Source organism: Azomonas macrocytogenes (assembly GCF_014191985.1).
Lineage (GTDB): Bacteria > Pseudomonadota > Gammaproteobacteria > Pseudomonadales > Pseudomonadaceae > Azomonas > Azomonas macrocytogenes.
Window position 1 is genome coordinate 18,045 of the sequence record NZ_JACHXI010000018.1, and the last position, 22,196, is coordinate 40,240.

22 protein-coding genes and 1 other RNA gene are annotated in these 22,196 nt (G+C 57.3%); 4 read left to right on the plus strand and 19 right to left on the minus strand.

Annotated elements, in window-relative coordinates:
- The 13 genes from murC to rsmI form a co-directional block, all read right to left on the minus strand.
- Window positions 1-1,455 (minus strand): UDP-N-acetylmuramate--L-alanine ligase, encoded by a 1,455-nt coding sequence (gene murC / locus FHR87_RS14805; protein WP_183167488.1) that lies wholly within the window; start codon window positions 1,453-1,455, stop codon window positions 1-3.
- Window positions 1,448-2,518 carry an undecaprenyldiphospho-muramoylpentapeptide beta-N-acetylglucosaminyltransferase gene (murG, locus tag FHR87_RS14810; protein ID WP_183167489.1) on the minus strand — a complete coding sequence of 357 codons (1,071 nt, stop codon included), beginning with the start codon at window positions 2,516-2,518 and terminating at the stop codon, window positions 1,448-1,450. Before murG ends, murC begins: the two co-directional genes overlap by 8 nt.
- Complete coding sequence (ftsW, locus tag FHR87_RS14815; RefSeq protein ID WP_183167490.1) at window positions 2,508-3,734, minus strand: putative lipid II flippase FtsW; 1,227 nt, start codon at window positions 3,732-3,734, stop codon at window positions 2,508-2,510. The genes murG and ftsW overlap by 11 nt, the downstream gene beginning before the upstream one ends.
- Window positions 3,734-5,080 carry a UDP-N-acetylmuramoyl-L-alanine--D-glutamate ligase gene (gene murD, locus FHR87_RS14820; protein WP_183167491.1) on the minus strand — a complete coding sequence of 449 codons (1,347 nt, stop codon included), beginning with the start codon at window positions 5,078-5,080 and terminating at the stop codon, window positions 3,734-3,736. Before murD ends, ftsW begins: the two co-directional genes overlap by 1 nt.
- 6 nt (window positions 5,081-5,086) lie before the next feature.
- Window positions 5,087-6,169: a phospho-N-acetylmuramoyl-pentapeptide-transferase gene (mraY, locus tag FHR87_RS14825; protein WP_183167492.1), complete on the minus strand. Its 1,083-nt coding sequence runs from the start codon at window positions 6,167-6,169 to the stop codon at window positions 5,087-5,089.
- Window positions 6,169-7,551, minus strand: coding sequence for a UDP-N-acetylmuramoyl-tripeptide--D-alanyl-D-alanine ligase (locus tag FHR87_RS14830; RefSeq protein WP_183167493.1), 1,383 nt, complete (start codon window positions 7,549-7,551; stop codon window positions 6,169-6,171). The genes mraY and FHR87_RS14830 overlap by 1 nt, the downstream gene beginning before the upstream one ends.
- Window positions 7,544-9,010: a UDP-N-acetylmuramoyl-L-alanyl-D-glutamate--2,6-diaminopimelate ligase gene (locus FHR87_RS14835; RefSeq protein ID WP_183167494.1), complete on the minus strand. Its 1,467-nt coding sequence runs from the start codon at window positions 9,008-9,010 to the stop codon at window positions 7,544-7,546. The genes FHR87_RS14830 and FHR87_RS14835 overlap by 8 nt, the downstream gene beginning before the upstream one ends.
- Window positions 9,010-10,734, minus strand: coding sequence for a peptidoglycan D,D-transpeptidase FtsI family protein (locus tag FHR87_RS14840; RefSeq protein ID WP_183167554.1), 1,725 nt, complete (start codon window positions 10,732-10,734; stop codon window positions 9,010-9,012). The genes FHR87_RS14835 and FHR87_RS14840 overlap by 1 nt, the downstream gene beginning before the upstream one ends.
- Window positions 10,734-11,024: a cell division protein FtsL gene (gene ftsL / locus FHR87_RS14845; protein ID WP_183167495.1), complete on the minus strand. Its 291-nt coding sequence runs from the start codon at window positions 11,022-11,024 to the stop codon at window positions 10,734-10,736. Before ftsL ends, FHR87_RS14840 begins: the two co-directional genes overlap by 1 nt.
- A complete protein-coding gene (gene rsmH / locus FHR87_RS14850; RefSeq protein WP_183167496.1) occupies window positions 11,021-11,968 on the minus strand; it encodes a 16S rRNA (cytosine(1402)-N(4))-methyltransferase RsmH in 948 nt (315 codons plus the stop codon). Before rsmH ends, ftsL begins: the two co-directional genes overlap by 4 nt.
- On the minus strand, window positions 11,965-12,420 hold the full coding sequence (gene mraZ, locus FHR87_RS14855) for a division/cell wall cluster transcriptional repressor MraZ (protein WP_183167497.1): 456 nt from the start codon (window positions 12,418-12,420) through the stop codon (window positions 11,965-11,967). Before mraZ ends, rsmH begins: the two co-directional genes overlap by 4 nt.
- 271 nt (window positions 12,421-12,691) lie before the next feature.
- Window positions 12,692-13,050: RNase P RNA component class A (gene rnpB / locus FHR87_RS14860), an RNA gene on the minus strand.
- Between the two features lie 74 nt (window positions 13,051-13,124).
- A complete protein-coding gene (rsmI, locus tag FHR87_RS14865; RefSeq protein ID WP_183167498.1) occupies window positions 13,125-14,072 on the minus strand; it encodes a 16S rRNA (cytidine(1402)-2'-O)-methyltransferase in 948 nt (315 codons plus the stop codon).
- Window positions 14,073-14,157: 85 nt separating this feature from the next.
- Here rsmI and FHR87_RS14870 point away from each other — a divergent pair, with 85 nt between their 5' ends.
- The 4 genes from FHR87_RS14870 (at window position 14,158) to FHR87_RS14885 (ending at window position 17,585) form a co-directional block, all read left to right on the plus strand.
- Window positions 14,158-15,984 (plus strand): penicillin-binding protein activator, encoded by a 1,827-nt coding sequence (locus FHR87_RS14870; RefSeq protein ID WP_183167499.1) that lies wholly within the window; start codon window positions 14,158-14,160, stop codon window positions 15,982-15,984.
- A complete protein-coding gene (locus FHR87_RS14875) occupies window positions 15,981-16,346 on the plus strand; it encodes a YraN family protein (protein ID WP_183167500.1) in 366 nt (121 codons plus the stop codon). Before FHR87_RS14870 ends, FHR87_RS14875 begins: the two co-directional genes overlap by 4 nt.
- Before the next feature lie 91 nt (window positions 16,347-16,437).
- Window positions 16,438-17,031, plus strand: a complete 594-nt coding sequence (locus tag FHR87_RS14880; RefSeq protein WP_183167501.1) for a phosphoheptose isomerase — start codon at window positions 16,438-16,440, stop codon at window positions 17,029-17,031.
- Entirely contained in the window at window positions 17,028-17,585 is a 558-nt protein-coding gene (locus FHR87_RS14885; RefSeq protein WP_183167502.1) for a BON domain-containing protein, read from the plus strand. The genes FHR87_RS14880 and FHR87_RS14885 overlap by 4 nt, the downstream gene beginning before the upstream one ends.
- Before the next feature lie 163 nt (window positions 17,586-17,748).
- Here the strand turns inward: FHR87_RS14885 and FHR87_RS14890 are convergent, their stop codons facing one another.
- From FHR87_RS14890 to rplM, 6 genes are all read right to left on the minus strand, one after another.
- Window positions 17,749-18,150, minus strand: a complete 402-nt coding sequence (locus tag FHR87_RS14890; RefSeq protein ID WP_183167503.1) for a ClpXP protease specificity-enhancing factor — start codon at window positions 18,148-18,150, stop codon at window positions 17,749-17,751.
- Window positions 18,151-18,330: 180 nt separating this feature from the next.
- Entirely contained in the window at window positions 18,331-19,056 is a 726-nt protein-coding gene (locus FHR87_RS14895; RefSeq protein WP_183167504.1) for a cytochrome c1, read from the minus strand.
- Complete coding sequence (locus FHR87_RS14900) at window positions 19,053-20,267, minus strand: cytochrome b (protein WP_183167505.1); 1,215 nt, start codon at window positions 20,265-20,267, stop codon at window positions 19,053-19,055. The genes FHR87_RS14895 and FHR87_RS14900 overlap by 4 nt, the downstream gene beginning before the upstream one ends.
- Complete coding sequence (gene petA / locus FHR87_RS14905) at window positions 20,267-20,860, minus strand: ubiquinol-cytochrome c reductase iron-sulfur subunit (RefSeq protein ID WP_183167555.1); 594 nt, start codon at window positions 20,858-20,860, stop codon at window positions 20,267-20,269. The genes FHR87_RS14900 and petA overlap by 1 nt, the downstream gene beginning before the upstream one ends.
- A gap of 208 nt (window positions 20,861-21,068) precedes the next feature.
- A complete protein-coding gene (rpsI, locus tag FHR87_RS14910; protein ID WP_183167506.1) occupies window positions 21,069-21,461 on the minus strand; it encodes a 30S ribosomal protein S9 in 393 nt (130 codons plus the stop codon).
- Window positions 21,462-21,475: 14 nt separating this feature from the next.
- Window positions 21,476-21,904 carry a 50S ribosomal protein L13 gene (gene rplM, locus FHR87_RS14915; protein ID WP_183167507.1) on the minus strand — a complete coding sequence of 143 codons (429 nt, stop codon included), beginning with the start codon at window positions 21,902-21,904 and terminating at the stop codon, window positions 21,476-21,478.
- Between the last annotated feature and the right edge of the window lie 292 nt (window positions 21,905-22,196).

Genomic DNA, 22,196 nt, shown 5'->3' on the forward strand with positions numbered 1-22,196 from the left:
TCAACTATTCCTCGCAGTGGATTTACTGGCAAACAGCGGACTCTTGAGCAATTGGGGAATCAACGAACCGATATCGCCAGCACCTTGGCAAAGCAGAATGTCACCAGGCTTCAGGAGCGGACACAGGAGTGGTGCCAGCTCGGCGCCACGGTCGATATAGATCGGGTCGAGCCGGCCACGCTGACGAATGCTGTGGCACAGGTTGCGGCTGTCGGCGCCGGCTATCGGTTCCTCGCCAGCCGGATACACCTCCATCAGCAGCAGCACATTGGCATCCGCCAGCACCTGCACGAAATCTTCGTAAAGATCTCGCGTACGCGTGAACCGATGCGGCTGGTAGACCATCACCAGCCGGCGCTCCGGCCAGCCACCACGCACCGCCTTGATCACGGCAGCCACCTCGCGCGGATGATGACCATAGTCATCGACCAGCATCACGCTGCCACCGTCGACCTGAAGATTACCGTAGACCTGAAAACGCCGACCGACGCCCTGGAATTCTGCCAGTCCCTGGATGATCGCCAGTTCGTCGATGCCTTCGTCGGCGGCGACGGCAATGGTTGCCAGGGCATTCAGTACATTATGACTGCCCGGCATATTCACCGAGACTTCGAGTGGGTCATGACCATCGCGCAAGACGGTGAAATAGGTACGCATGCCATCCTGGCGAACATCGACTGCCCGAACATCCGCATCTTCAGCGAAACCGTAGGTTACCGTGGGACGACCGACCTGCGGCAGAATTTCACGAATCACCGGATCGTCCACACACAATACAGCCAGTCCATAGAACGGCAGGTTATGCAGAAAATCGATAAAGGTTTTCTTCAGCCTGCCGAAATCACCGTCATAGGTATCCATATGATCGGCATCGATATTGGTCACGACGGCAACCATGGGCTGCAAATGCAGGAAACTGGCATCGCTCTCGTCGGCTTCAGCGATCAGATAACGACTGCTCCCCAACTGGGCGTTGGTTCCTGCGGCGGTCAGGCGCCCGCCGATAACGAAGGTAGGATCGAGCTTGCCGGCAGCAAATACAGATGCCAATAAACTGGTAGTCGTGGTCTTGCCGTGGGTTCCGGCCACGGCTATACCGTGGCGATAGCGCATCAGTTCAGCCAACATTTCGGCTCGACGAACGACCGGTATACGCATTTCCAGTGCAGTGGCAACCTCGGGATTGAACACGTTCACCGCACTGGAAACCACCACTACATCAGTATTGGAAACGTTTTCCGGGCGGTGCCCGATATAAATCTGCGCACCGAAACGCTCCAGGCGCTCCGTGGATGCTGAAGACTTGAGATCCGAGCCGGACACCTCGTAGCCGAGATTCAGCAATACCTCTGCGATACCGCACATGCCCACGCCACCGATTCCAACGAAGTGAATGCGGCGAATCCGCCGCATGCGGCGGACTTCTGCCTTGGCTGCATCCGGTGACTTAGCCATGCGCCACCTCCAGGCAGAGATCGACGACCGTACGGGTGGCGTCGGGCCTGGCCAGGCGGCGAGCTGCAATGCCCATAGCCCGGAGCTTTTCCGGCTGAGTCAGGATATCGGTCAGTTGAACAGCAAGCCTGTCTGCATCGGTTTCCGCCTGTGGCAGGAGAATGGCAGCGCCTTCCTTGGCCAGATAGCCGGCGTTGCGCGTTTGGTGATCGTCGATGGCGTGCGGCAAAGGCACAAGAATCGATGGCAGGCCAACAGCGGCCAATTCGCTGACAGTCAGCGCGCCAGACCGGCAGAGAACCAGATCGGCCCAGGCATAGGCCTGAGCCATATCCTTGATAAAAGGCTCGACCCGGGCATCAACCCCAACGGCCCGATAACGCTCGCCCGTCACATCCGCATGCTGCCTGCCTGTCTGGTGCAGAATTTCCGGTCGCGCTTGCAGTGGAACCCTGGCCAAGGCCTCAGGCAACAGCTTGTTCAAGGGCTCGGCACCAAGGCTGCCACCAAGAATCAATAACCTCGATGGCCGCGTGGCGGGCAACTCGTGCGGAGCGACCTGAAACAGCTCTTCACGTACTGGATTGCCGGTCGTTCGACGCTTGTCGCTGAACGCAAAAGTATCCGGAAACGCTTCGCAGACCCGGCTTGCAAAAGGGGCAAGACTACGATTGGCTGTGCCCGCCACGGCATTCTGTTCATGAATGACCAACGGTACTCCAGAGAGCCTGGCAGCCAAGCCACCCGGCCCCGTAACGTAGCCTCCCAATCCCAGGACACAGACCGGATTCAACTCACGCACGATTTTGCGAGCCTGGAACAACGAGCGGAGCAACTGCAGCGGAGCCTTCAACAAAGCGCCAAGGTTCTTGCCACGCAAGCCACTGACATGAATTAAATGCAGAGGCAATCCAGCGGCCGGAACCAGCTCGTTCTCGATTCCACGCGGGGTACCCAGCCAATGCACACTGTAGCCGCGTGCCTGGAATTCGCGTGCACAGGCCAGCGCCGGGAAAACATGGCCACCAGTGCCGCCTGCCATGATTAATACGTTAGCGGCCATGCGTGGCTCCATCGGCAAAACTTCCGTTAGTGGGGTCTTCTTTTTCGAAACGGTTTTTCTTGTCGGCCGGATCGATCCGGCTTTCCCATTCGATGCGCAGAAGTATCGCCATGCTTGCGCAAGTGACCACCAGAGAACTACCTCCATAGCTGAGAAACGGCAACGTTAGCCCCTTGGTTGGTAGCAAACCGACATTCACGCCGACATTGATCAAGAACTGGCCGAGCCACAAAAAGGACATACCCCAGGCAACATAGGCGCCAAAGAAGTTCCTGGCTTTTTCGGCCCACAAACCGATAAATAATGCGCGAATACCGATGAAGGCGAAAAGCGCCACGGTTGCCAGTGCACCGATGGCACCCAGCTCCTCGGCCAGAACGGAGAAGACGAAGTCGGTATGGGCTTCAGGAAGAAAGAATTGCTTTTGCACACTATTGCCCAGCCCCAGCCCCAGCCATTCGCCACGCCCGAAGGCGATCAATGCCTGAGTCAGCTGATAACCGGCACCGTACTGATCGGCCCACGGATCAGTAAAGGTAATAAGCCGCTGCATACGATATTGCTGGGTTTGCACCAGGACATAGACCGCCAGGACGGCCAGGACTACCAAGAGCCCGAAGCGAAACAAGCCTACTCCGCCGAGGAACAGCATCGCGACTGCTGCTCCCATCATCACGACCGTTGCGCCGAAATCAGGCTCCATCAATAGCAGGAAAGCCATCGGCAACAGGATCAGAAACGGTTTGAGAAAGCCCCACCATTGGTCACGTACCTCACTCTGGCGACGGGCCAGATAGCTGGCCAGGTAAATGATCACGAAGATCTTGGCCAGCTCGGAAGGCTGAATGTTGAACAGCCCGAAGCCGATCCAGCGCATCGAACCATTAACCTCCCGACCGATACCGGGCACCAGGACCATGATCAGCAACAGGACAGCAGCCAACAGCAACGGCCCGCTCAGGCGCATCCAGGTGGAAACGGGTACCAGCAATGTCAGCCCTGCGGCAATCAGTCCAAGCAGCACATAAACCAGATGGCGGACCAGGTAATACAGAGTGCTGCCGGTGTTGGCGGCGGCAATCTCCGAAGAGGCCGAGGCAATCATGACCAGGCCAAGCCCAAGCAGGGCCAGGCAACCGGCCAGCATAGGGAAATCGATATCGATGCCATGGCGATTGAACAACGGAGAAGGATGGCGGCGCAGGAAAGCCAGCATTAATCGAGCCCTCCGACGGCAGCAGCGAACAGACGCCCGCGCTCTTCAAAATTCTTGAACATATCGAGGCTGGCACAAGCTGGCGAAAGCAATACGGCATCTCCTGGAACAGCCAGACTACTCGCAGCCCAGACCGCCTCGTCCAGGGTTTTGACATGTTCGAGCGGAGCAGCACCCTCCAGGGCCAAGCGCAACCGATCGGCGTCACGCCCCAACAGAATCACGGCGCGGCAACGCCTGGCTACGGAGTCGCGCAGAAAAGAAAAATCCGCACCCTTACCATCGCCACCGGCAATCAGAACCAGCTTGCCCGGAATATCGGCACCCAAACCTTCGATGGCTGCCAAGGCAGCTCCCACATTGGTCGCTTTCGAATCGTCGTAGTAATTCACGCCATGGTGCTTACCGACCCACTGGCAGCGATGAGGCAAGCCTGCGAAGGTCCGCAGGGCTTCGAGCATGGACGCCATCGGCAGCCCGGTCGCATATCCCATGGCCAAGGCAGCCAGGGCATTGGCTTGATTATGGGCACCCCGGATCGTCAATTCACGTACCGGCATCAGAACCTCTGACTCGAAAGCCAGGTACTTCTCGCCCTTATGTTCGAGCAGCCCGAAGCCGTTGGCATCCGGAGCATCCAGACCGAACGACCAGACGGGTATCCGGGATGGAAAAGAGTCGGGCTGGCTCGCCGGATCGCCGCGGTTGACGACCATCTGACGGGCATTCTGGAAAATCCGCTGCTTGGCCTGGCGATACGCCACAAGGTCACGATAGCGATCCATATGATCTTCGCTGACATTGAGGCAGGTTGCGACTTCGGCCCCCAGCGCCTCGGTCGTCTCCAACTGGAAGCTGGACAGTTCCAGCACATACAAATCTATTTCGGCGTCGAGAAGATCGAGTGCCGGTGTGCCCAAGTTGCCGCCGACGGCCACTTTGCGACCGGCAACCCTGGCCATTTCGCCGACCAATGTGGTGACAGTACTTTTCGCATTGGAGCCGGTAATTGCCAGGATTGGTGCTTCCGCCTGGCGCGCAAACAGGTCGATATCTCCCGACATCCGCACACCGTGCGCAGCGGCTGCCTGTAGCGCAGGAATTGCCAGCGCCAGTCCCGGACTGACCAGCAACTCACCGGCCTGGCAAAGAAATTCCACATCCAGTTCGCCGCAACGCACCTCCACTCCAGGAAAATCCCGGCGCAAGGTCGCCAGTTCCGGAGGGGTGGCACGTGTGTCGGCCACAGCAAAAGGCAGATTCCGGCTCGCCAGATGACGAACCACGGACATGCCACTCTTGCCAAGGCCGACAACGATGCGCAATTGACTGGAAGCGATAGGCACTCTCGTCTACCTCAGTTTCAAGGTGGCTAGACCGATCAGCACCAGAATCACGGTAATTATCCAGAAACGGACGATCACCCGTGGTTCAGGCCAGCCTTTCAGTTCGAAATGATGATGGATCGGAGCCATGCGAAAGACCCGCTTGCCGGTCAGTTTGAAAGAAGCGACCTGAATCATTACCGATAGGGTTTCCATCACGAACACCCCACCCATGATGAACAACACCACTTCCTGGCGAACGATGACCGCAATGGTCCCGAGCGCAGCGCCGAGCGCAAGAGCCCCCACATCGCCCATGAAGACCTGGGCTGGATAGGTGTTGAACCAGAGAAACCCCAAGCCCGAACCAATCAAGGCGCCACAGAAAACCACCAATTCACCAGAACCCGGTACATAGGGAATGAACAGGTATTGAGCGAATTTAACGTTACCCGACAGGTAGCAGAAAATTCCCAGGGCACCACCAACCATGACCGTCGGCATGATCGCCAATCCATCCAGACCATCGGTGAGATTCACCGCGTTGCTCGAACCGACGATGACGAAGTAGGTCAGCACCACGAAACCGATACCCAGCGGAATTTCGATATTCTTCAGGAGCGGCAGGATCAGGGTGGTCTCGCTCGGCGTTTGCGCCGATATATAAAGGAAAAGAGCGGCTCCCAGGCCAAATACCGACTGCCAGAAATATTTCCAGCGACTCGGCAGGCCACGCGAGTTCTTCTCGATCACCTTGCGATAGTCATCGACCCAGCCAATGGCACCGAACAACAGAGTGACCGCTAGAACCACCCAGACATAGCGATTGGAAAGATCGGCCCAGAGCAACGTGCTGATGGCGATGGCAGACAGGATCAAGGCACCGCCCATGGTCGGAGTGCCTTTTTTCGACAGGTGCGACTGGGGGCCATCATGCCGGACAGACTGACCGATCTGGCGAATCTGCAATGTACGAATCATCCACGGCCCCAGCCAAAGGGCCAGCACCAGCGCCGTCAGGACTCCAAGAATGCCGCGCAGGCTCAAATACTGGAAAACCGAAAAGCCCGAATACACATGTTGCAGGTACTCCGCGAGCAACAACAGCATCAATGTTTCTCCATGGTTGCTTCGCTCAACGCGGCGACGACCTTATCCATCGCGGCACTACGAGAACCCTTTATCAGAATAGTGGTGTTGGCCTTGCACTCCTGGCGCAAAGCCTCGATCAAGGAGGCCTGATCACCGAAATGCCTGCCTCCGTTTCCAAATGCAGCGACTGCATGACTCATCAATGGGCCGATTGCCCAAAGTGCATTGACCTTGCCAGAAGCGTAGCTACCTACCTCGCGATGTCCCTCCTCGGCCCACTGGCCCAACTCGCCCATATCGCCTAGGACGAGCAGGGTCCGCCCAGCACAAAAGCCGGCCAGAATATCGACGGCAGCGCACATTGCAACTGGATTGGCGTTATAGCTGTCATCGATTAGACGAACGTTATTGAACCCGATGCTCGCGACCGTGCGCCCCTTGACCGGCTGCATACTCTGCAAGCCGGAAACGATCGTCCCCAGGCCAACCCCCAACGCATGAGCGACAGCTGCCGCAGCCAAGGCATTGGCGATGTTGTGACGCCCAAGCAGGTTCAGCTGCACCGCAGCAGAGCCGGCAGGGCTGCACAGGGTGAAACCGGGGCAACCCCGCTCGTCACGAGTTATCGAGGTGGCATGGAAATCGGCTTGTTGATTTTCCAGGGCAAAACCGAGCACTCGACGCTTGCCTGCGCGCTGACGCCAGATGGCGAAAGCTCGATCATCCAGATTGAGTACCGCCGTACCGTCCTCGGCGAGCCCATCGAGAATTTCACCCTTGGCTTCGACGATCTTTTCCGGCCCGCCGAATTCCCCTACGTGGGCTGTACCGGCATTGGTAATCAGGCTGATCTGGGGACGCACCAATGAAACCGTATAGGCAATTTCACCAACGCCGGAAGCGCCAAGCTCGATGACCGCGGAACGATGCTCCGCCCCCAGCGCCAGCAACGTGAGCGGAACGCCGAGATCATTGTTGAGGTTGCCACGAGTGGCCAGTACGCCAGCGATATCACCCTGCGCAACGCGCAGGATACTGGCGATCATCTCCTTGGCCGTGGTTTTGCCACTGGAGCCGGTAACGGCGGCCACCGAGCCATGAAAGGCAGCACGGTTCAACGCTCCCAGCTTACCCAGTGCCAGGCGGGTATCGGACACCAGCAACAGAGGCAAGGGCGGATTTTCCATCTCTCGTGAAACCAGCGCAGCAACGGCACCCTTGCTCGCAACCTCGGCCAGATAATCGTGGCCATCGAAACGAGGTCCAACCAGGGCTACGAATAACTGTCCCGGCTCAATGGCCCGACTATCGGTGCTAACTGCCGAAAAAGCTGCATCGTCGCCGATCAGGCGAGCCGAAAGCGCATCTTGCAAACGCGAAAGAGACATGGCCTCAAGCATGGCCAACCTCCCAGGCGCTCAAAGCCTTGCGTGCCTCATCGATATCGGAAAAAGGCGAACGCATACCTTGTATCTCCTGATAGTTTTCATGCCCCTTGCCCGCCAGTACCACCACATCAGTGGGATGACTATCGGCAATCAACCCGGCAATCGCTTTGGCACGGCCGGCTACGAACTCGACACGATCCGGTTGCTCGAAACCGGCGCGGATATCGCCCCGGATGCGCTCCGGATCTTCATTGCGCGGATTGTCATCGGTGACCAGGACCGTATCGGCCAGACGTTCGACTGTCCCGGCCATCAACGGGCGCTTGCCACGATCACGATCGCCACCACAGCCGAATAGGCAGCGCAAACGTCCCTGAGTATGCGGACGCAGAGCCGTCAATACTTTTTCCAGGGCATCCGGTGTATGGGCGTAATCGACGACGACCAGCGGGACATTGCCGCCGCCCAGGCGCTGCATGCGTCCTATTGGCCCTTGCAACTGCGGCAGAACCGCAAGCACTTCGTCCAATGGATAATCCATGCTCAGCAATGCACCCAAGGCCGCCAGGATGTTGCTGAGGTTAAAACGGCCTAGCAGAGAACTGCGCAGGGAAGCCTTACCCTGAGGAGTGATCAGCTGCGCCTGGATGCCATCGTCGTTCAACAATGGATTCGGGCAGAAAAGCGTAGCGGAGGCATCCTCCAGACTGTAGGTAATCAATCGCGAAGCATGCTTGCGCCTGGCCAACTCACGGCCGAAAGCATCGTCCAGATTGACGACTCGGCACCCCAGGTCGAGCGCTTCGAACAGGCGGGCCTTGGCTTCGCCATAAGCCTGCATGGTGCCGTGATAATCCAGATGATCGCGCGACAGATTGGTGAAAACCGCCACATCGAAATCCAGTGCAGCTACCCGTCCCTGCTCCAACCCATGGGAAGACACCTCCATCGCTACGGCACGCGCACCGGCCTGCTTCATACGGGCCAGGCTTTCCTGGACGCCGATGGCATCCGGCGTGGTATAGATACCCTGCTCCAGCTCGCCATGGAAACCAGTGCCCAAGGTACCGATGATGCCGCAACGCTCCCCCAGAAGATCGAGCCCCTGAGCGATCAGGTGGCTGACACTGGTTTTGCCATTGGTACCGGTAACGCCGATCAGGCGCAGACTTCGGCAGGGTTCGCCATAGAAACGTCCAGCCAGTGCCGATAATTGGCGAGCAAGCCCTTTGACTGGCACCAGCAGAGCACCCGGAATATCCAGCTGCTGCGCACTGCCATCCGCCTCATAAGCGACAGCAACGGCACCACGGGCAATGGCATCGGCAATATGCTGGCGGCCATCGTGGACTGCTCCCGGAACGGCGAGAAACAGATCGCCCGGCCGAACCTTTCGGCTATCCAGCGTTAGAGCCCGAATCAGTATCGAGCCTTCCGTCTGCGGCAACAGATGATTCAAGAGCATCGCCATCAGCCACGCCCTCCCGAACCCGGTTTGGCTTCGGCTGTGCGTACCGGGGCGCTCGGTAGATCGTCCGGCGCCACGTTCATCAAGCGCAGCGCCCGAGCCATCACCTTGCCGAATACGGGAGCAGCCACCAGGCCACCGTAGTAATGGCCGGTAGCAGGCTCATCGATCATGACCACCATGGCGAGTCGTGGATTAGTGACCGGGGCCACACCGGCAAAGAAGGCGCGATACGCACTCTGGGTATAACCGCCGGTCCCGGAAATCTTCTTCGCGGTGCCACTCTTGCCTGCTACGTGGTAGCCAGGAATCCTTGCGCGGGCACCACCACCACCGTCTTCCTCAACCACTGCACGCAGCATGTGCAGCACGGTGTCGGCAATCTTGGGATCGATCACCTGCTCACCTTCACGTGGCTTTTCCAGTCGTTGCAGCGACAAGGGAACATTCTTGCCACCATTGCCCAGCACAGCATAGGCATGGGCCAGTTGAACCGCCGTGACGGAAAGGCCGTAGCCATAGGCGAACGAGGCGATTTCAGGGTCGCGCCATTTGCGATGGATAGGCAGGCCGCCAATGCGCTCGCCAGGAAAACCGAGTCCGGTATCCTGCCCCAGACCAACTTTTTGCATGATGCTGTAGATCGGCTCGACCCCGATATTCAGTGCAATCTTACTGACGCCCACGTTGCTGGACTTTTTCAGGATTCCGGTCAGATCCAACAAACCGCCACGGGAAACGTCACGAATGGTATAGCGGCCGATATGAATCCAGCCTGGGCTGGTGTCGACGACCGAAGACGGCGTATAACGCCCGGTACCCAGAGCTGCGGTAATCGAGAAAGGCTTGACCGTCGAGCCGGGCTCGAACACATCGATCATGGCCCGGTTGCGCATGGCCGCCGGATGCAGGTTGCGCCGGTTGTTGGGGTTGTAGGTAGGCTGATTGGCCATAGCCAGGATCTCGCCCGTCTTGACGTCGATCATCACCAGCGTCGCGGCCTTGGCCTTGTTCTCGAGCATCGCGTTGCGCAGCTCGCGATGAGCCAGATACTGCAGTCGCAGATCGATGGACAGAGCCAGCGCCTTACCGGGCTTGGCATTTCTGAGCACTTGCACATCCTGAATCACCCGGCCTCGACGGTCCTTGAGCACCTGGCGCCGCCCCGGCACACCAGCAAGCCATTCGTCATAGGCCAGTTCCATGCCTTCACGACCCCGATCGTCGATATCGGTAAAGCCCACCAGATGGGCAGCCACCTCACCAGCAGGGTAGAAGCGCCGAAACTCTTCCTGGGCATACACTCCCGGAATCTTCAGATCGAGCACTCGTTGCCCCTGCTCAGGCGTGAGCCCACGAACCAGATACATGAATTCGCGAGTTTTCACCTCATTGATACGCTGCGCCAGAACCTTGGCATCCTGACCAATCGCAGCCGCCAGATCCACCCAGCGATTGGGAACCGCAACCAGCTCCGAAGGATTGGCCCAGACCGTAGTCACCGGCGTGCTCACAGCCAGCGGCTCACCATTGCGGTCGGTAACCAAGCCCCGGTGCGCAGGAATGGGGATGTGCCTGACACTGCGCGCGTCACCTTGTACCTTGAGAAAACCCTGATTAAGCACTTGCAGATCGACGATACGCCAGGCAATGACCGCGATCAGCAGCATCAACAACCCGAGCATCAAGCGAAAACGCCAAGGATGAAGTGCCCCTTCCAACTTCATCATGGCTTCACCATATTGACTTCTGCGGCATCGGGTACTCGCATCCCCAGTTTTTCCGCAGCTAGAGTCTCGACCCGGCCGTGGGCTGTCCAAGTACTCTGCTCAAGGATCAAGCGCCCCCATTCGGCCTGGGCCCGATCACGCGTATTGAGCTCGGTGAACAGCTCGTTGAGCAATTGCCGACTCCAATGTGCGCTATAGGCAACTGCCAACGATGACAGGAGAATGGCGACGAACAACACTAGCATGAGCAGGCTGCCACCAGGCAAGCGGCGGATTACATGATTCATCGGAGTTTCTCCGCAACGCGCATGATGGCACTTCGCGACCTGAAGTTGCTCGCCACCTCTGCCGGTGAAGCGTACTGAGGCTTGCCGATCACTCGCAGACGTGGCTCGAAAATACTCGACCTCACCGGCAGGTCGCGCGGCAGATGATCGGCTTCGCCTTTGGCGAGTCGACGCATGAAATGCTTGACGATGCGATCTTCCAAGGAATGAAAGCTGATCGTCACCAAGCGCCCGCCGACGCCAAGTGCATCGAACGCCGCTTCGAGGCCATTCTCCAGATCGACCAGCTCGTTATTGATATGAATGCGTAATCCCTGGAAGGCACGGGTTGCCGGGTGCCTGCCCTTTTCCCAAGCGGGATTGGCCACGCTCAACACCTCGGCCAGATCGCAGGTCCGCTCGAAAGGCCGCTCGGCCCTGCGTGCGACCACAGCCCGCGCCATTCGCTTGGCGAAACGCTCTTCACCGTATTCCTTGAAGACTCGGGCGATATCCTGCTCGGGCGCCAGAGCCAACCACTGGGCAGCGCTCACGCCCTGCTCCGGATTCATGCGCATATCCAGCGGACCATCGTTAAGGAAGCTGAATCCCCGCCCGGCTTCGTCCAATTGTGGCGACGAAACGCCAAGATCCAGGAGCACGCCGCAAACCTGGCCAGCCCAACCATTTTCTTCAAGCTCGCTGCCCAGTTCGGAAAAGCTTCGCTGCACGATCGAAAACCGGCTGTCGTCGCACGCCAGGGATTTTCCGACCTGAATGGCTTGCGGATCCTTATCGAACCCGAGCAGACGCCCTTCCGAGCCCAGTCGACTCAGCAGTAAACGGCTATGTCCTCCACGACCGAATGTACCGTCGACATAACGGCCATTCGGTTGAACGGCGAGTGCGCTAATCGCCTCGTCGAGCAACACAGTGACATGTTGCAGATTGCTGTTCTGATTCACAGGATTAGATCACGCATCTCATCCGGCAGGCCGCCAGGTTGTTTGATGGCCGCAAGATCCGCAGCGGAAATCGCGTTCCAGTCGTTTTCATTCCACAGTTGGAACTTATTCAGCTGCCCTACAAGAACGACGCGCTTGTCCAGGCTTGCGTAATCACGCAAACGCGGCGGTATCAACACACGACCATTGGCATCCAACTCCAGGTCTACGGCATTACCAATCAGCAATCTTTGCAGTCGCCGCGCTTCCTCGCGCAATGAAGGCAATTCGCGCAGCTTGGCTTCAATCAGCTCCCATTCAGGCAAGGGGTATATACAAAGGCAACGATCAATCGCGTCGATCGTAACGATCAACTGACCGGCACAACGCGAAACCAACTCATCGCGATACCGGCTGGGCATCGCAAGCCGCCCTTTGGTATCGAGATTGATCGAATTGGCGCCACGAAACACGTTCGCGATTCCCCTTGGCTATCCATGCCGATGAAATCCACTTATTCCCACTTTCTACCACTTCCACACACTATAGAAATGCCTTCCCCCACCGTCAAGGCAACGAATCGAGACGGGTTCTCAAAAGAGAGAGGTTTAATGACGCAGGGCGGAACAGACCGCAAATGCCCTTGAATCCTGCGTTTGCGAGAAAAGGAACACCCTGCCCACCAAGGGCAGACATGGCAGCATTTAAAGAAGGATTCGAACTAAAAACAGATATGAGGAAAAAGAAGAGAGTCGGTCTGTAAGCCGGGTTCTGTCGAGGACAGCCATTCCTCTACGACGGCCATCGCTGACCGCCTCTAGCAACCTACCCGGATCCAGCGCGGGCCACGCCGATGGATCCCTATTTGGTCTTGCTCCAAGTGGGGTTTACCTAGCCACGAACTGTTGCCAGCCGTGCGGTGCGCTCTTACCGCACCTTTTCACCCTTACCGGCGCCGAAGCGCTTAGGCGGTTATTTTCTGTGGCACTTTCCGTAGGCTCACGCCTCCCAGGCGTTACCTGGCACTTTGCCCTATGGAGCCCGGACTTTCCTCCCTCCCTTTGCGCAATGCGAAAAAGGACAGCGACTGCCCAACCGACTCTCCGGGCGCAAGGATAGGGCGGTAAACTGCAAACTGCAAACTGTAGTGCTTGTAGTGGAACAGCCTCCCGCCTACTCAAGCGCCCTCTTCGCTTTTGCCTGCAGCCTGTGGCCTGTCGCTTGCCGCTGCTTTTTTCTCCAAAGCCACGTGATACAGCAGGTTCTTCCTGACCCCGGTGATTTCCGCTGCCAATGCCACGGCACGCTTGACGGGCAACTCAGACAGCAATAAATCCAGCACCTTGAGCGTGCGGGCATCGAGCGCATCTTCATCTTCTGGCGCCTGCCACCCAGATACCAATAGGACGCATTCGCCACGCTGCTGGTTGCGATCAGCCGCGACCCAGGCCCGCAATTCGCCGAGCGGTGCCCCTTTCAAGGTCTCAAAGGTTTTCGTCAATTCCCGCGCCAGAAGTGCGGGACGTTCATGTCCCCACAGCTTTTCAAGGTCGCTCAGACAATCGAGCAGGCGATGCGGCGCTTCGTAGAAAATCAGCGTTCGCACTTCCTCCTTGAGCTGCTCCAGACGTGTCTGGCGAGCGACAGCCTTGGCTGGCAGGAAGCCTTCGAAAACAAACCGGTCGCAAGGCAGTCCGGCCGCCGACAGGGCAGCAACCAAGGCACAAGCTCCAGGCACCGGGACTACCGTTATACCTGCCGTCCGAACATGCCGGACCAGATTGAAGCCCGGATCGGAAATCAACGGAGTTCCTGCATCGGAAATCAATGCCACATCATCGCCAGCCTGCAAGCGCGCCAGGAATCGGGCACTTTCGTCTCGTTCGTTATGGTCATGGCAGGCCGTCAGTGGCGTAGTTATGCCGAAATGCTGCAGCAACCTGATCGAATGGCGGGTGTCTTCGGCGGCGATCAGTGCTACATCCCGCAGAATGCGTAGAGCCCGCGCACTGATATCTTCGAGGTTGCCTATCGGCGTAGCCACCACATATAGCGTGCCAGCCTCTGTGTCCGTGCAATCCGAAGAAGTCACAGTGCTTATACCTCGGTTATAAAAAGGCGGCATTGTATCTCGTTTCACGTTAGCAACGTCGCAGCCCGTTCATCGCTTGGTTACAATCCGCGTTCACGCGATTATCAGGAACAGTCCAATGACGGCCGCCCGCCTGCGCCAGCTTTTCCCCATTTGTCTTGCCATATTTCTCTCAGCTTGCAGCAGCACTCCCTCATCCCCTCTCGGAGAACTGCCCCGCACTCCCCAAGCCACGACACAACAGCTCTTGCAGCAAGCGGACGCCAGCGACCCCGAAGAAGCTCGACTATTACGCCTTTCCGCTGCGGATCAGAGCTTCCGCCAAGGCGATCAGGCACAAGCCAGGCGAATCATGGAACAGGTACCGCTGGACGCCCTGAAGCCTGCCCAGCAGATCTTTGCCAGCACCCTCCTTGCAGAACTGGCAATGGCCGATAACCGACCCGATCAGGCACTGGCGGCTATTCAGCACCCCAGCTTCCAGTGGCTCGCCGAAATGCCTCCCGCGCAGCAAATTCGCAGCCACCTGATCCGAGCCCGGACATTCGAAGCCAACAAGCAAGCCATGACAGCGATCCGGGAGCGAGTTTTCCTCGCACCGCTTCTGAACGCGCAACCGACCCAGGCCAAAGAAAACCACGAAGCTATCTGGTCGCAAGTATCGATCCTGCCAATCGAGAACCTGCAACCGACCGGCGAAACGGATCTCGATGGCTGGCTCAGCCTGGCTGCCGGTATCAGGCAAGCAGGGACCCTGAGCCTGCAACAAACAGCCATCGGCAACTGGCAAAAGCAGAATCCAAAGCATCCGGCGGCCAGGCAATTACCCGAGCCACTGGTGAAACTGCTGGCATTGACCGAGCGGCCAGTCGATCGCGTTGCCTTGCTGCTTCCCACACAAGGGCAATTGGCCAATGTTGCCCAGGCCATTCGCAATGGCTTCCTGACTGCCCATCTGCAGGCACAGCAGACTGGCCAGGCGCTCCCTTATATAAAACTGTATGACAGCAGCCGTATTACATCGCTGGATGCGTTCTATCAACAAGCCCAGGCTGACGGCATGCAACTGGTCATCGGGCCACTCGAGAAAGATCTGGTCCGCCAGTTGGGCAATCGCCAACAACTACCCATCACTACCCTGGCGTTGAACTACGGCGATATTGGACAGCGACTACCTCCCCAATTGTTTCAGTTCGGCCTGGCCGCCGAAGACGAAGCCCGCGAAGTCGCTCGCCAGGCCTGGGTCGATGGCCACCGCAATGCGATTGCCCTGGTTCCGGCGGGAGATTGGGGTAATCGGGTCCTGGCCGCCTTCCGCCAGAGTTGGCAGGATGCCGGCGGTACAGTCGTAGCCGCCGAACCACTGGCCCAACCAGTTGCACTGGCCCAGCAGATAGCCAACCTGCTCAAACTGCATGCAAGTGCGGCTCGCGACCAACAAGCAGAGGGTACGACAGGCCAAGCCATAGCTTCGCAACCCGCACGCAGGCAGGGTGCCGACTTTCTCTTTCTGACCGCAACACCGCAACAAGCCCAACAGGTCAACCCAACCCTGGCCTATCAGAACGCCGGCGACATACCGGTCTATGCCACCTCGCATGTATACGCTGCCAACAATAATCCCAGTCAATTCCAGGATCTCGAAGGTATCCGCTTTACCGAAACTCCCTGGCTGTTGAACACCCAACAACCTTTGCGGCAACAGGCGGAAAGGCAGTGGCCACAGGCCGGCGGCAGTCTCGGACGCCTGTACGCCATGGGCGCCGACGCCTATCTGCTCGCACCGCTCCTGAATCAACTTGCAGTATTGCCTTCTACCCAGCTCGACGGACTTTCCGGCAGGCTTAGTCTAGGCCCGCAACAACGGATCGTCCGCACCTTGTCTTGGGCAGAGTTCCGTAATGGCACAGTCGTGCCGCTGGCGACAACCGGCAATAGTCAATGACCGACGACACCCGGAGCCGCGGACGCGCAGCTGAAGCGTTCGCACTCGCCCATCTCAGTCGGCACGGTTTGCGGCTACTGGCACAAAACTGGTCCTGTCGCCTGGGCGAACTCGATCTGGTCATGCTCGACGGCGATACAGTAGTATTTGTCGAGGTTCGCTACAGAAGCCACCAGGCCTGGGGTGGCGCACTGGAAAGCGTGAATGCGCGCAAACAGCAAAAACTGATCCGCGCAGCTCAGTTGTTTCTACAGAAAGAACGCCGCTGGGCCGAACATCCTTGCCGATTCGATGTCGTTGCTCTCGACTCCAGCAGCCCTCGCCCGGAGCCGAGCTGGATTCGCAACGCCTTCGACGGCTGAGGATCGATTGCGCAAAGTGGATCATCGTCCGGCAAGCCCCGGCCGATCATGACGAACAGGCACCTGGCGACACACCAAGAGTAGATCATCGATGGACATGCAATCCCGAATCCTTCAACTGTTCCAAGCCAGCATCGAAACCAAGCAACAAGCCATGGACGTATTGGCTCCGTCCATCGAGCTTGCAGGACAGGTCATGGTTGATGCCTTGCTCACCGAAGGCAAGATCCTGACCTGCGGCAATGGCGGCTCTGCCGGCGATGCCCAGCATTTTTCCTCGGAGTTGCTCAACCGGTTCGAGCGCGAGCGACCAAGCCTGCCGGCCATAGCCCTCACGACCGACACATCGACACTTACGTCGATCGCCAACGACTACAGCTACAACGAAGTCTTTTCCAAGCAGATTCGCGCCCTGGGCCAGCCTGGCGATGTCCTTATGGCCATTTCCACCAGCGGCAACTCCGCCAACGTGATCCAGGCAATTCAGGCTGCCCACGATCGAGAAATGACCATCGTGGCGCTCAGTGGTCGCGATGGCGGTGGCATGGCATCGCTACTGCTCCCCGAAGATGTGGAAATACGCGTGCCTGCAAAAGTCACTGCCCGGATCCAGGAAGTGCATCTTCTGGTCATCCATTGTCTATGCGACCTGATCGACAACCAACTGTTCGGGAGCGAAGAATGAACAAGCTGCGAACATCCCTGCTCGGTGTTTGCTTGGTGCTTACAGGCTGCGGCTCGATGCTCAATGCCACGCGCAGCGAACCTATCGACGACGACCGAAGCACGCGCACCTTTGGCAGGAAAATCGATGACTCCCTGATCGAAACCAAAGCGTCGGTAAACATTGCCAAGGCCGATCCCAATCTGGAGACTTCCCATATCGTCGTTGCCAGCTACAACGGCGTCCTTCTGATCGCTGGCCAGACTCCACGGCAGGAATTGAAGGAAAAAGCCGGCCAGGCGGCCAGTAATATTCAGGGCGTGAAGCTCGTCCACAACGAACTGCAGATTCTGGCACCCTCTTCCGGGCTGGCCAGAAGCAACGATGCCTGGCTGACCACTAAGATCAAGACCCAGATGCTCGGTGACGGCACGACCATCAAGGTAATCACTGAAAACGGCATCGTCTATCTGATGGGCCTGGTTACCCAGCAGCAGGGCAACCTCGCAGCCAGCACCGCTCAAGGCGTGTCTGGCGTTCAGCGTGTCGTCAAGTTGTTCGAATATATCGACTAAGCGATCACCAAGCCTTCACTGGAAAGGCGTAGGAGGCTGAGGGCAAGACAAGCAGCAGCCCGTTCAGCCTCCAGTGCACTTGGCATAATCAACAGCACCGCTGACGATTCAGGACACTGCAAAAAAGCGCACCAAGCAAGATGCACTTCGTCAAGGCTGCCCCCTACTTCACCACCTTCAAGCTCGGACGACCAGTGGGCCGGGAACCGGCAACATCCGAAGGAGCACTATCGTCAGGCCCATCACCTTCCGGCTCAGGCTCGGTTTCGAACACCATGCCTTGCCCGTTTTCCCGAGCATAGATGGCCATGACAGCATTGACGGGAATATAGAGCTCATGTGCGACGCCACCAAAGCGCCCTTCGAAACTCACCGCATCATTATTCATCTGCAGTTGACGAATAGCGTTCGGAGAAACGTTCAGCACAATCTGCCCATCATTCACATATCCGGAGGGTACCTGCACCTTTGGGTGCTCGGCATCTACCAGGAGATGTGGCGTACATTCATTGTCGACAATCCACTCGTACAAGGCACGAACAAGGTAGGGTCGGCTTGAAGTCATCACAACGGCCTCTTAGCGAATCTGTCGCTCGATATCGGAAAACCAGCCTTTCAGGCCTGGCACTTGTCGCGCCATGACCGATTCCTGCAGCATCCGATATCCAGTTGCAGGACAGGCAATTGTCGCCAGTCTACCAAGACCTGCGCCCTGAACCAAAAACACGCTAAAAACCAGACCATATCAGCGGATATCCCGCCAATATTCTCTTTTGAGCAAATAGGCAAAAACGAAAAACACCAAAAGAAACAGCAGTACGTAAGTGCCGATACGCCGGCTCTCCAACCTGGACGGATCGGCGGAATAAGCTAGGAACGTCACCAAGTTCCTGACCATTTCATCATAGTCGCTCTGACTCAGCCTGCCGGTACCCGGTATGACAGCCAGGCGCTCGCAAGCCCCGTCATTCCCGGCAGGCGCACAGGTAAGTACCTGGCGTCCCTGCAGAGGAGCAAGCACATGCGGCATTCCCACATTCGGAAAAACCGTATTGTTCACACCATACGGGCGGGTGGAATCCTCGTAGAAACCCCGCAGATAGGTATAGAGCCAATCGCTCCCGCGCACCCTCGCGACCAGGGTCAGATCCGGCGCTCCGGACCCGAACCAGGCCTTGGCATCCGCAGACTGCATGCTGGACTCCATGTGATCGCCAACCCTCGCGCCAGTGAATACCACACTCTTCAGCAAGATCGCCTCGGGAATACCAAGATCAGCAGCCACTCGTTCGTAACGTTGATAACGGGCACCGTGACAACCCATGCAGTAATTGACAAAGGTACGCAAGCCATCCTGCATCGCCGCCTTGTCCTGCAGATCCAGCGCAACCCTGTCGAGCGACAGAGTGCCATCAGCCAGAGACAGGGCAGGCAGAAGCACGACGATCAGCATGATGAAAAACCGTTTCATCGGCTGCCTACTCTCTGGGGCACTGCCCGCGTGCGCTCCATCCGGGTATAGAACGGCATCAGAATGAAAAAAGCGAAATAGGCCACCGTACAGATTCGCGATAGCAGAATCCGCTCGGGCGTAGGAGACAACACGCCAAGCACCCCAAGCGAGATAAAGGAAAGGCAGAACACCAGCAAGGCAACCCTGCTGCCCCACCCCTTGTAATGCATGGACTTGACCGGGCTGCGGTCCAACCAGGGCAGAATAAACAGCACGGCAATCGAAGCCCCCATGGCCATGACCCCCAGCAACTTATCCGGCACTGCACGCAAAATTGCGTAGAACGGCGTGAAATACCAGGCAGGCGTAATGTGTTCGGGAGTCTTCAGCGGATTCGCCACTTCGAAATTCGACCTTTCCAGAAAATAGCCTCCCATCTCTGGAAAAAAGAACACGACGGTGCAGAAAATGAATAGAAAAACCACCACACCGACGATGTCCTTCACCGTGTAGTAAGGGTGAAACGGAATCCCGTCTAATGGCCGACCAGATTCATCCCTGGCCTTTTTAATATCCACACCCAGCGGATTATTCGCCCCCACCTCATGCAAAGCCACCACATGCAAGGCGACCAACCCTACAAGAATCAGAGGCAGGGCAATTACATGCAGGGCGAAAAAACGGTTCAAGGTAATTCCCGAAACCAGATAGTCGCCACGAATCCACTGGGCGAGATCATCACCGATAAAAGGAATCGCACTGAACAACGAAATAATGACCTGGGCGCCCCAGTAAGACATCTGCCCCCAGGGCAAGAGGTAACCCATGAATGCCTCGGCCATCACCACGAGATAGATCAGCATTCCGAAGATCCATACCAGCTCGCGCGGTTTCTGATAGGAACCGTAGAGCAAGCCACGAAACATATGCAGATATAGAACGATAAAGAATGCTGATGCGCCGGTTGAATGCAGATAGCGAATCAACCAGCCGAACTCCACATCGCGCATGATGTACTCGACGGAAGCAAAGGCCCCTTCGGCAGAAGGCTCGAAACTCATAGCCAGCCAGATACCGGTAACGATCTGGTTGAGCAGAATCAGTAGGGCCAGCGAACCGAAGAAATACAAGACATTGAAGTTCTTGGGAACGTAATACCTGCCAAGATGGTTTTCCCATAGATGGGTTGCAGGAAACCGTGCATCGATCCAATCCATAAGCTTGCTCATCAAGCGTTCTCCTGATCGGCACCGATAACGATCACGTCATCCGATTCATACGAATAAGGAGGTACCGGCAGATTCAAGGGTGCCGGCTGCCTCTTATAGACTCGCCCGGCCAGATCATAGCGAGAACCATGGCAAGGACAGAAATAACCGCCGAGCCAATCGGAACCGAGATCGGCAGGAGCACTCTCAGGACGGAAAGATGGGGCGCAACCAAGATGGGTGCACAGACCGATGACGACCAGAATATCCGGTCTGATCGAGCGATTTCCGGGATCGACATAAGCAGGCTGGACCGAAGCACGGGATTCAGCATCTGCCAGCACGCTCGGTAACTTTTCAAGGTTTCGTAGAATTTGCTCGCTCCGCCGCAAAATGAAAATCGGTTGACCTCGCCACTCGATCACAACCTGCTGGCCAGGCGCGATCTTGCCGATATCGATTTTCACCGGAGCGCCTGCAGCCCTGGCTTTAGCACTAGGGAGCCAGGACTTTATAAAAGGAACAGCGGCACCTGCTATTCCTACCGCCCCCATGACAGAAGTAGCGGCCACCAGAAACCGACGCCGCCCGGCATTTTCGCCGTCATCCCTCATCCAACTGCCTCCATCCAGGCCGTTTCTTATTTCTTGCTGAACAATGAGCAAGCGCTCGAAAAATTCGGAAGGATGTTAGAGAAGCAATCTCATTTGGACAAGAAAACCGCACAAATAGAAAACGGGCCATGAATAAAACAATAAAGCCCGAAAAACAAAAACGCCCGTGCTTCGAAGAAGCCGGGCGTTTCGTACAAGCGATGAAAAATCAGCGCTTGGAGTACTGCGGACGTTTACGCGCTTTGCGTAGACCAACTTTCTTACGCTCAACTTCACGTGCATCGCGGGTAACATAACCAGCTTTGCGCAGCGAACCACGCAGAGACTCGTCGTACTCGATCAATGCCCGAGTGATACCGTGACGAATGGCACCAGCCTGTCCGCTCACGCCACCACCCAGAACAGTCACGTAAATGTCGAACTTCTCGACAGTCTCGGTCAGCTCCAGGGGCTGACGCACGACCATCCGCGCAGTTTCGCGGCCAAAGAAGTTTTCCAGCGTGCGATCATTGATGGAAATCTTACCAGTACCCGGGCGCAGGAACACCCGAGCAGTTGCAGTCTTACGACGGCCAGTGCCGTAGTTTTGAGTCGCCGACATAATGATCTATCCCGTTAAATCTTGAGTTCTTGGGGCTGCTGGGCAGTGTGCGGATGGGCTGAACCCTTGTACACCTTCAGCTTGCGATACATGTCTCGACCCAGTGGGTTCTTCGGCAACATGCCTTTGACTGCGATCTCGATCACGCGCTCGGGAGCCCGGTCGATCAGTTTCTCGAAACTGATCGACTTGATGCCGCCCGGAAAACCGGAATGGGAGTAGTACATCTTGTCGCTGGACTTGGCACCGGTAACACGCACCTGCTCGGCATTGATCACGACGATATAGTCGCCAGTATCAACATGCGGAGTGTATTCGGGCTTGTGCTTGCCGCGCAGACGCGTAGCGATTTCGGTGGCCAGACGACCCAGGGTCTGACCGGCAGCATCGACCACATACCAGTCGCGCTTTACAGTTTCCGGTTTAGCTGTGTAAGTCTTCATTCTTTCTAATAGCCTCAGGGGCCGCCCTGAAATAAGACGGCGGATCTTACCGAATAAGTACTTTCCCTGGCAAGGCCAGGCGGCCGGAAACAGACGCTATCGGGGGCTCGGGTCAGCGCGTCCGCCACGGCAGAAATGCGACAGGCTAGGCATCCCCTGCCGGAATTTCACTCGACGGGCCAGGCGTTCCCGACGAAGGCGCAAAATTATGCTGATTTCGAGAAAAATAGCAACCTGCCAAATCTACAGACAAAAAATGCTTGTCCGAATCGGCAACGCACTCGCCTTGATT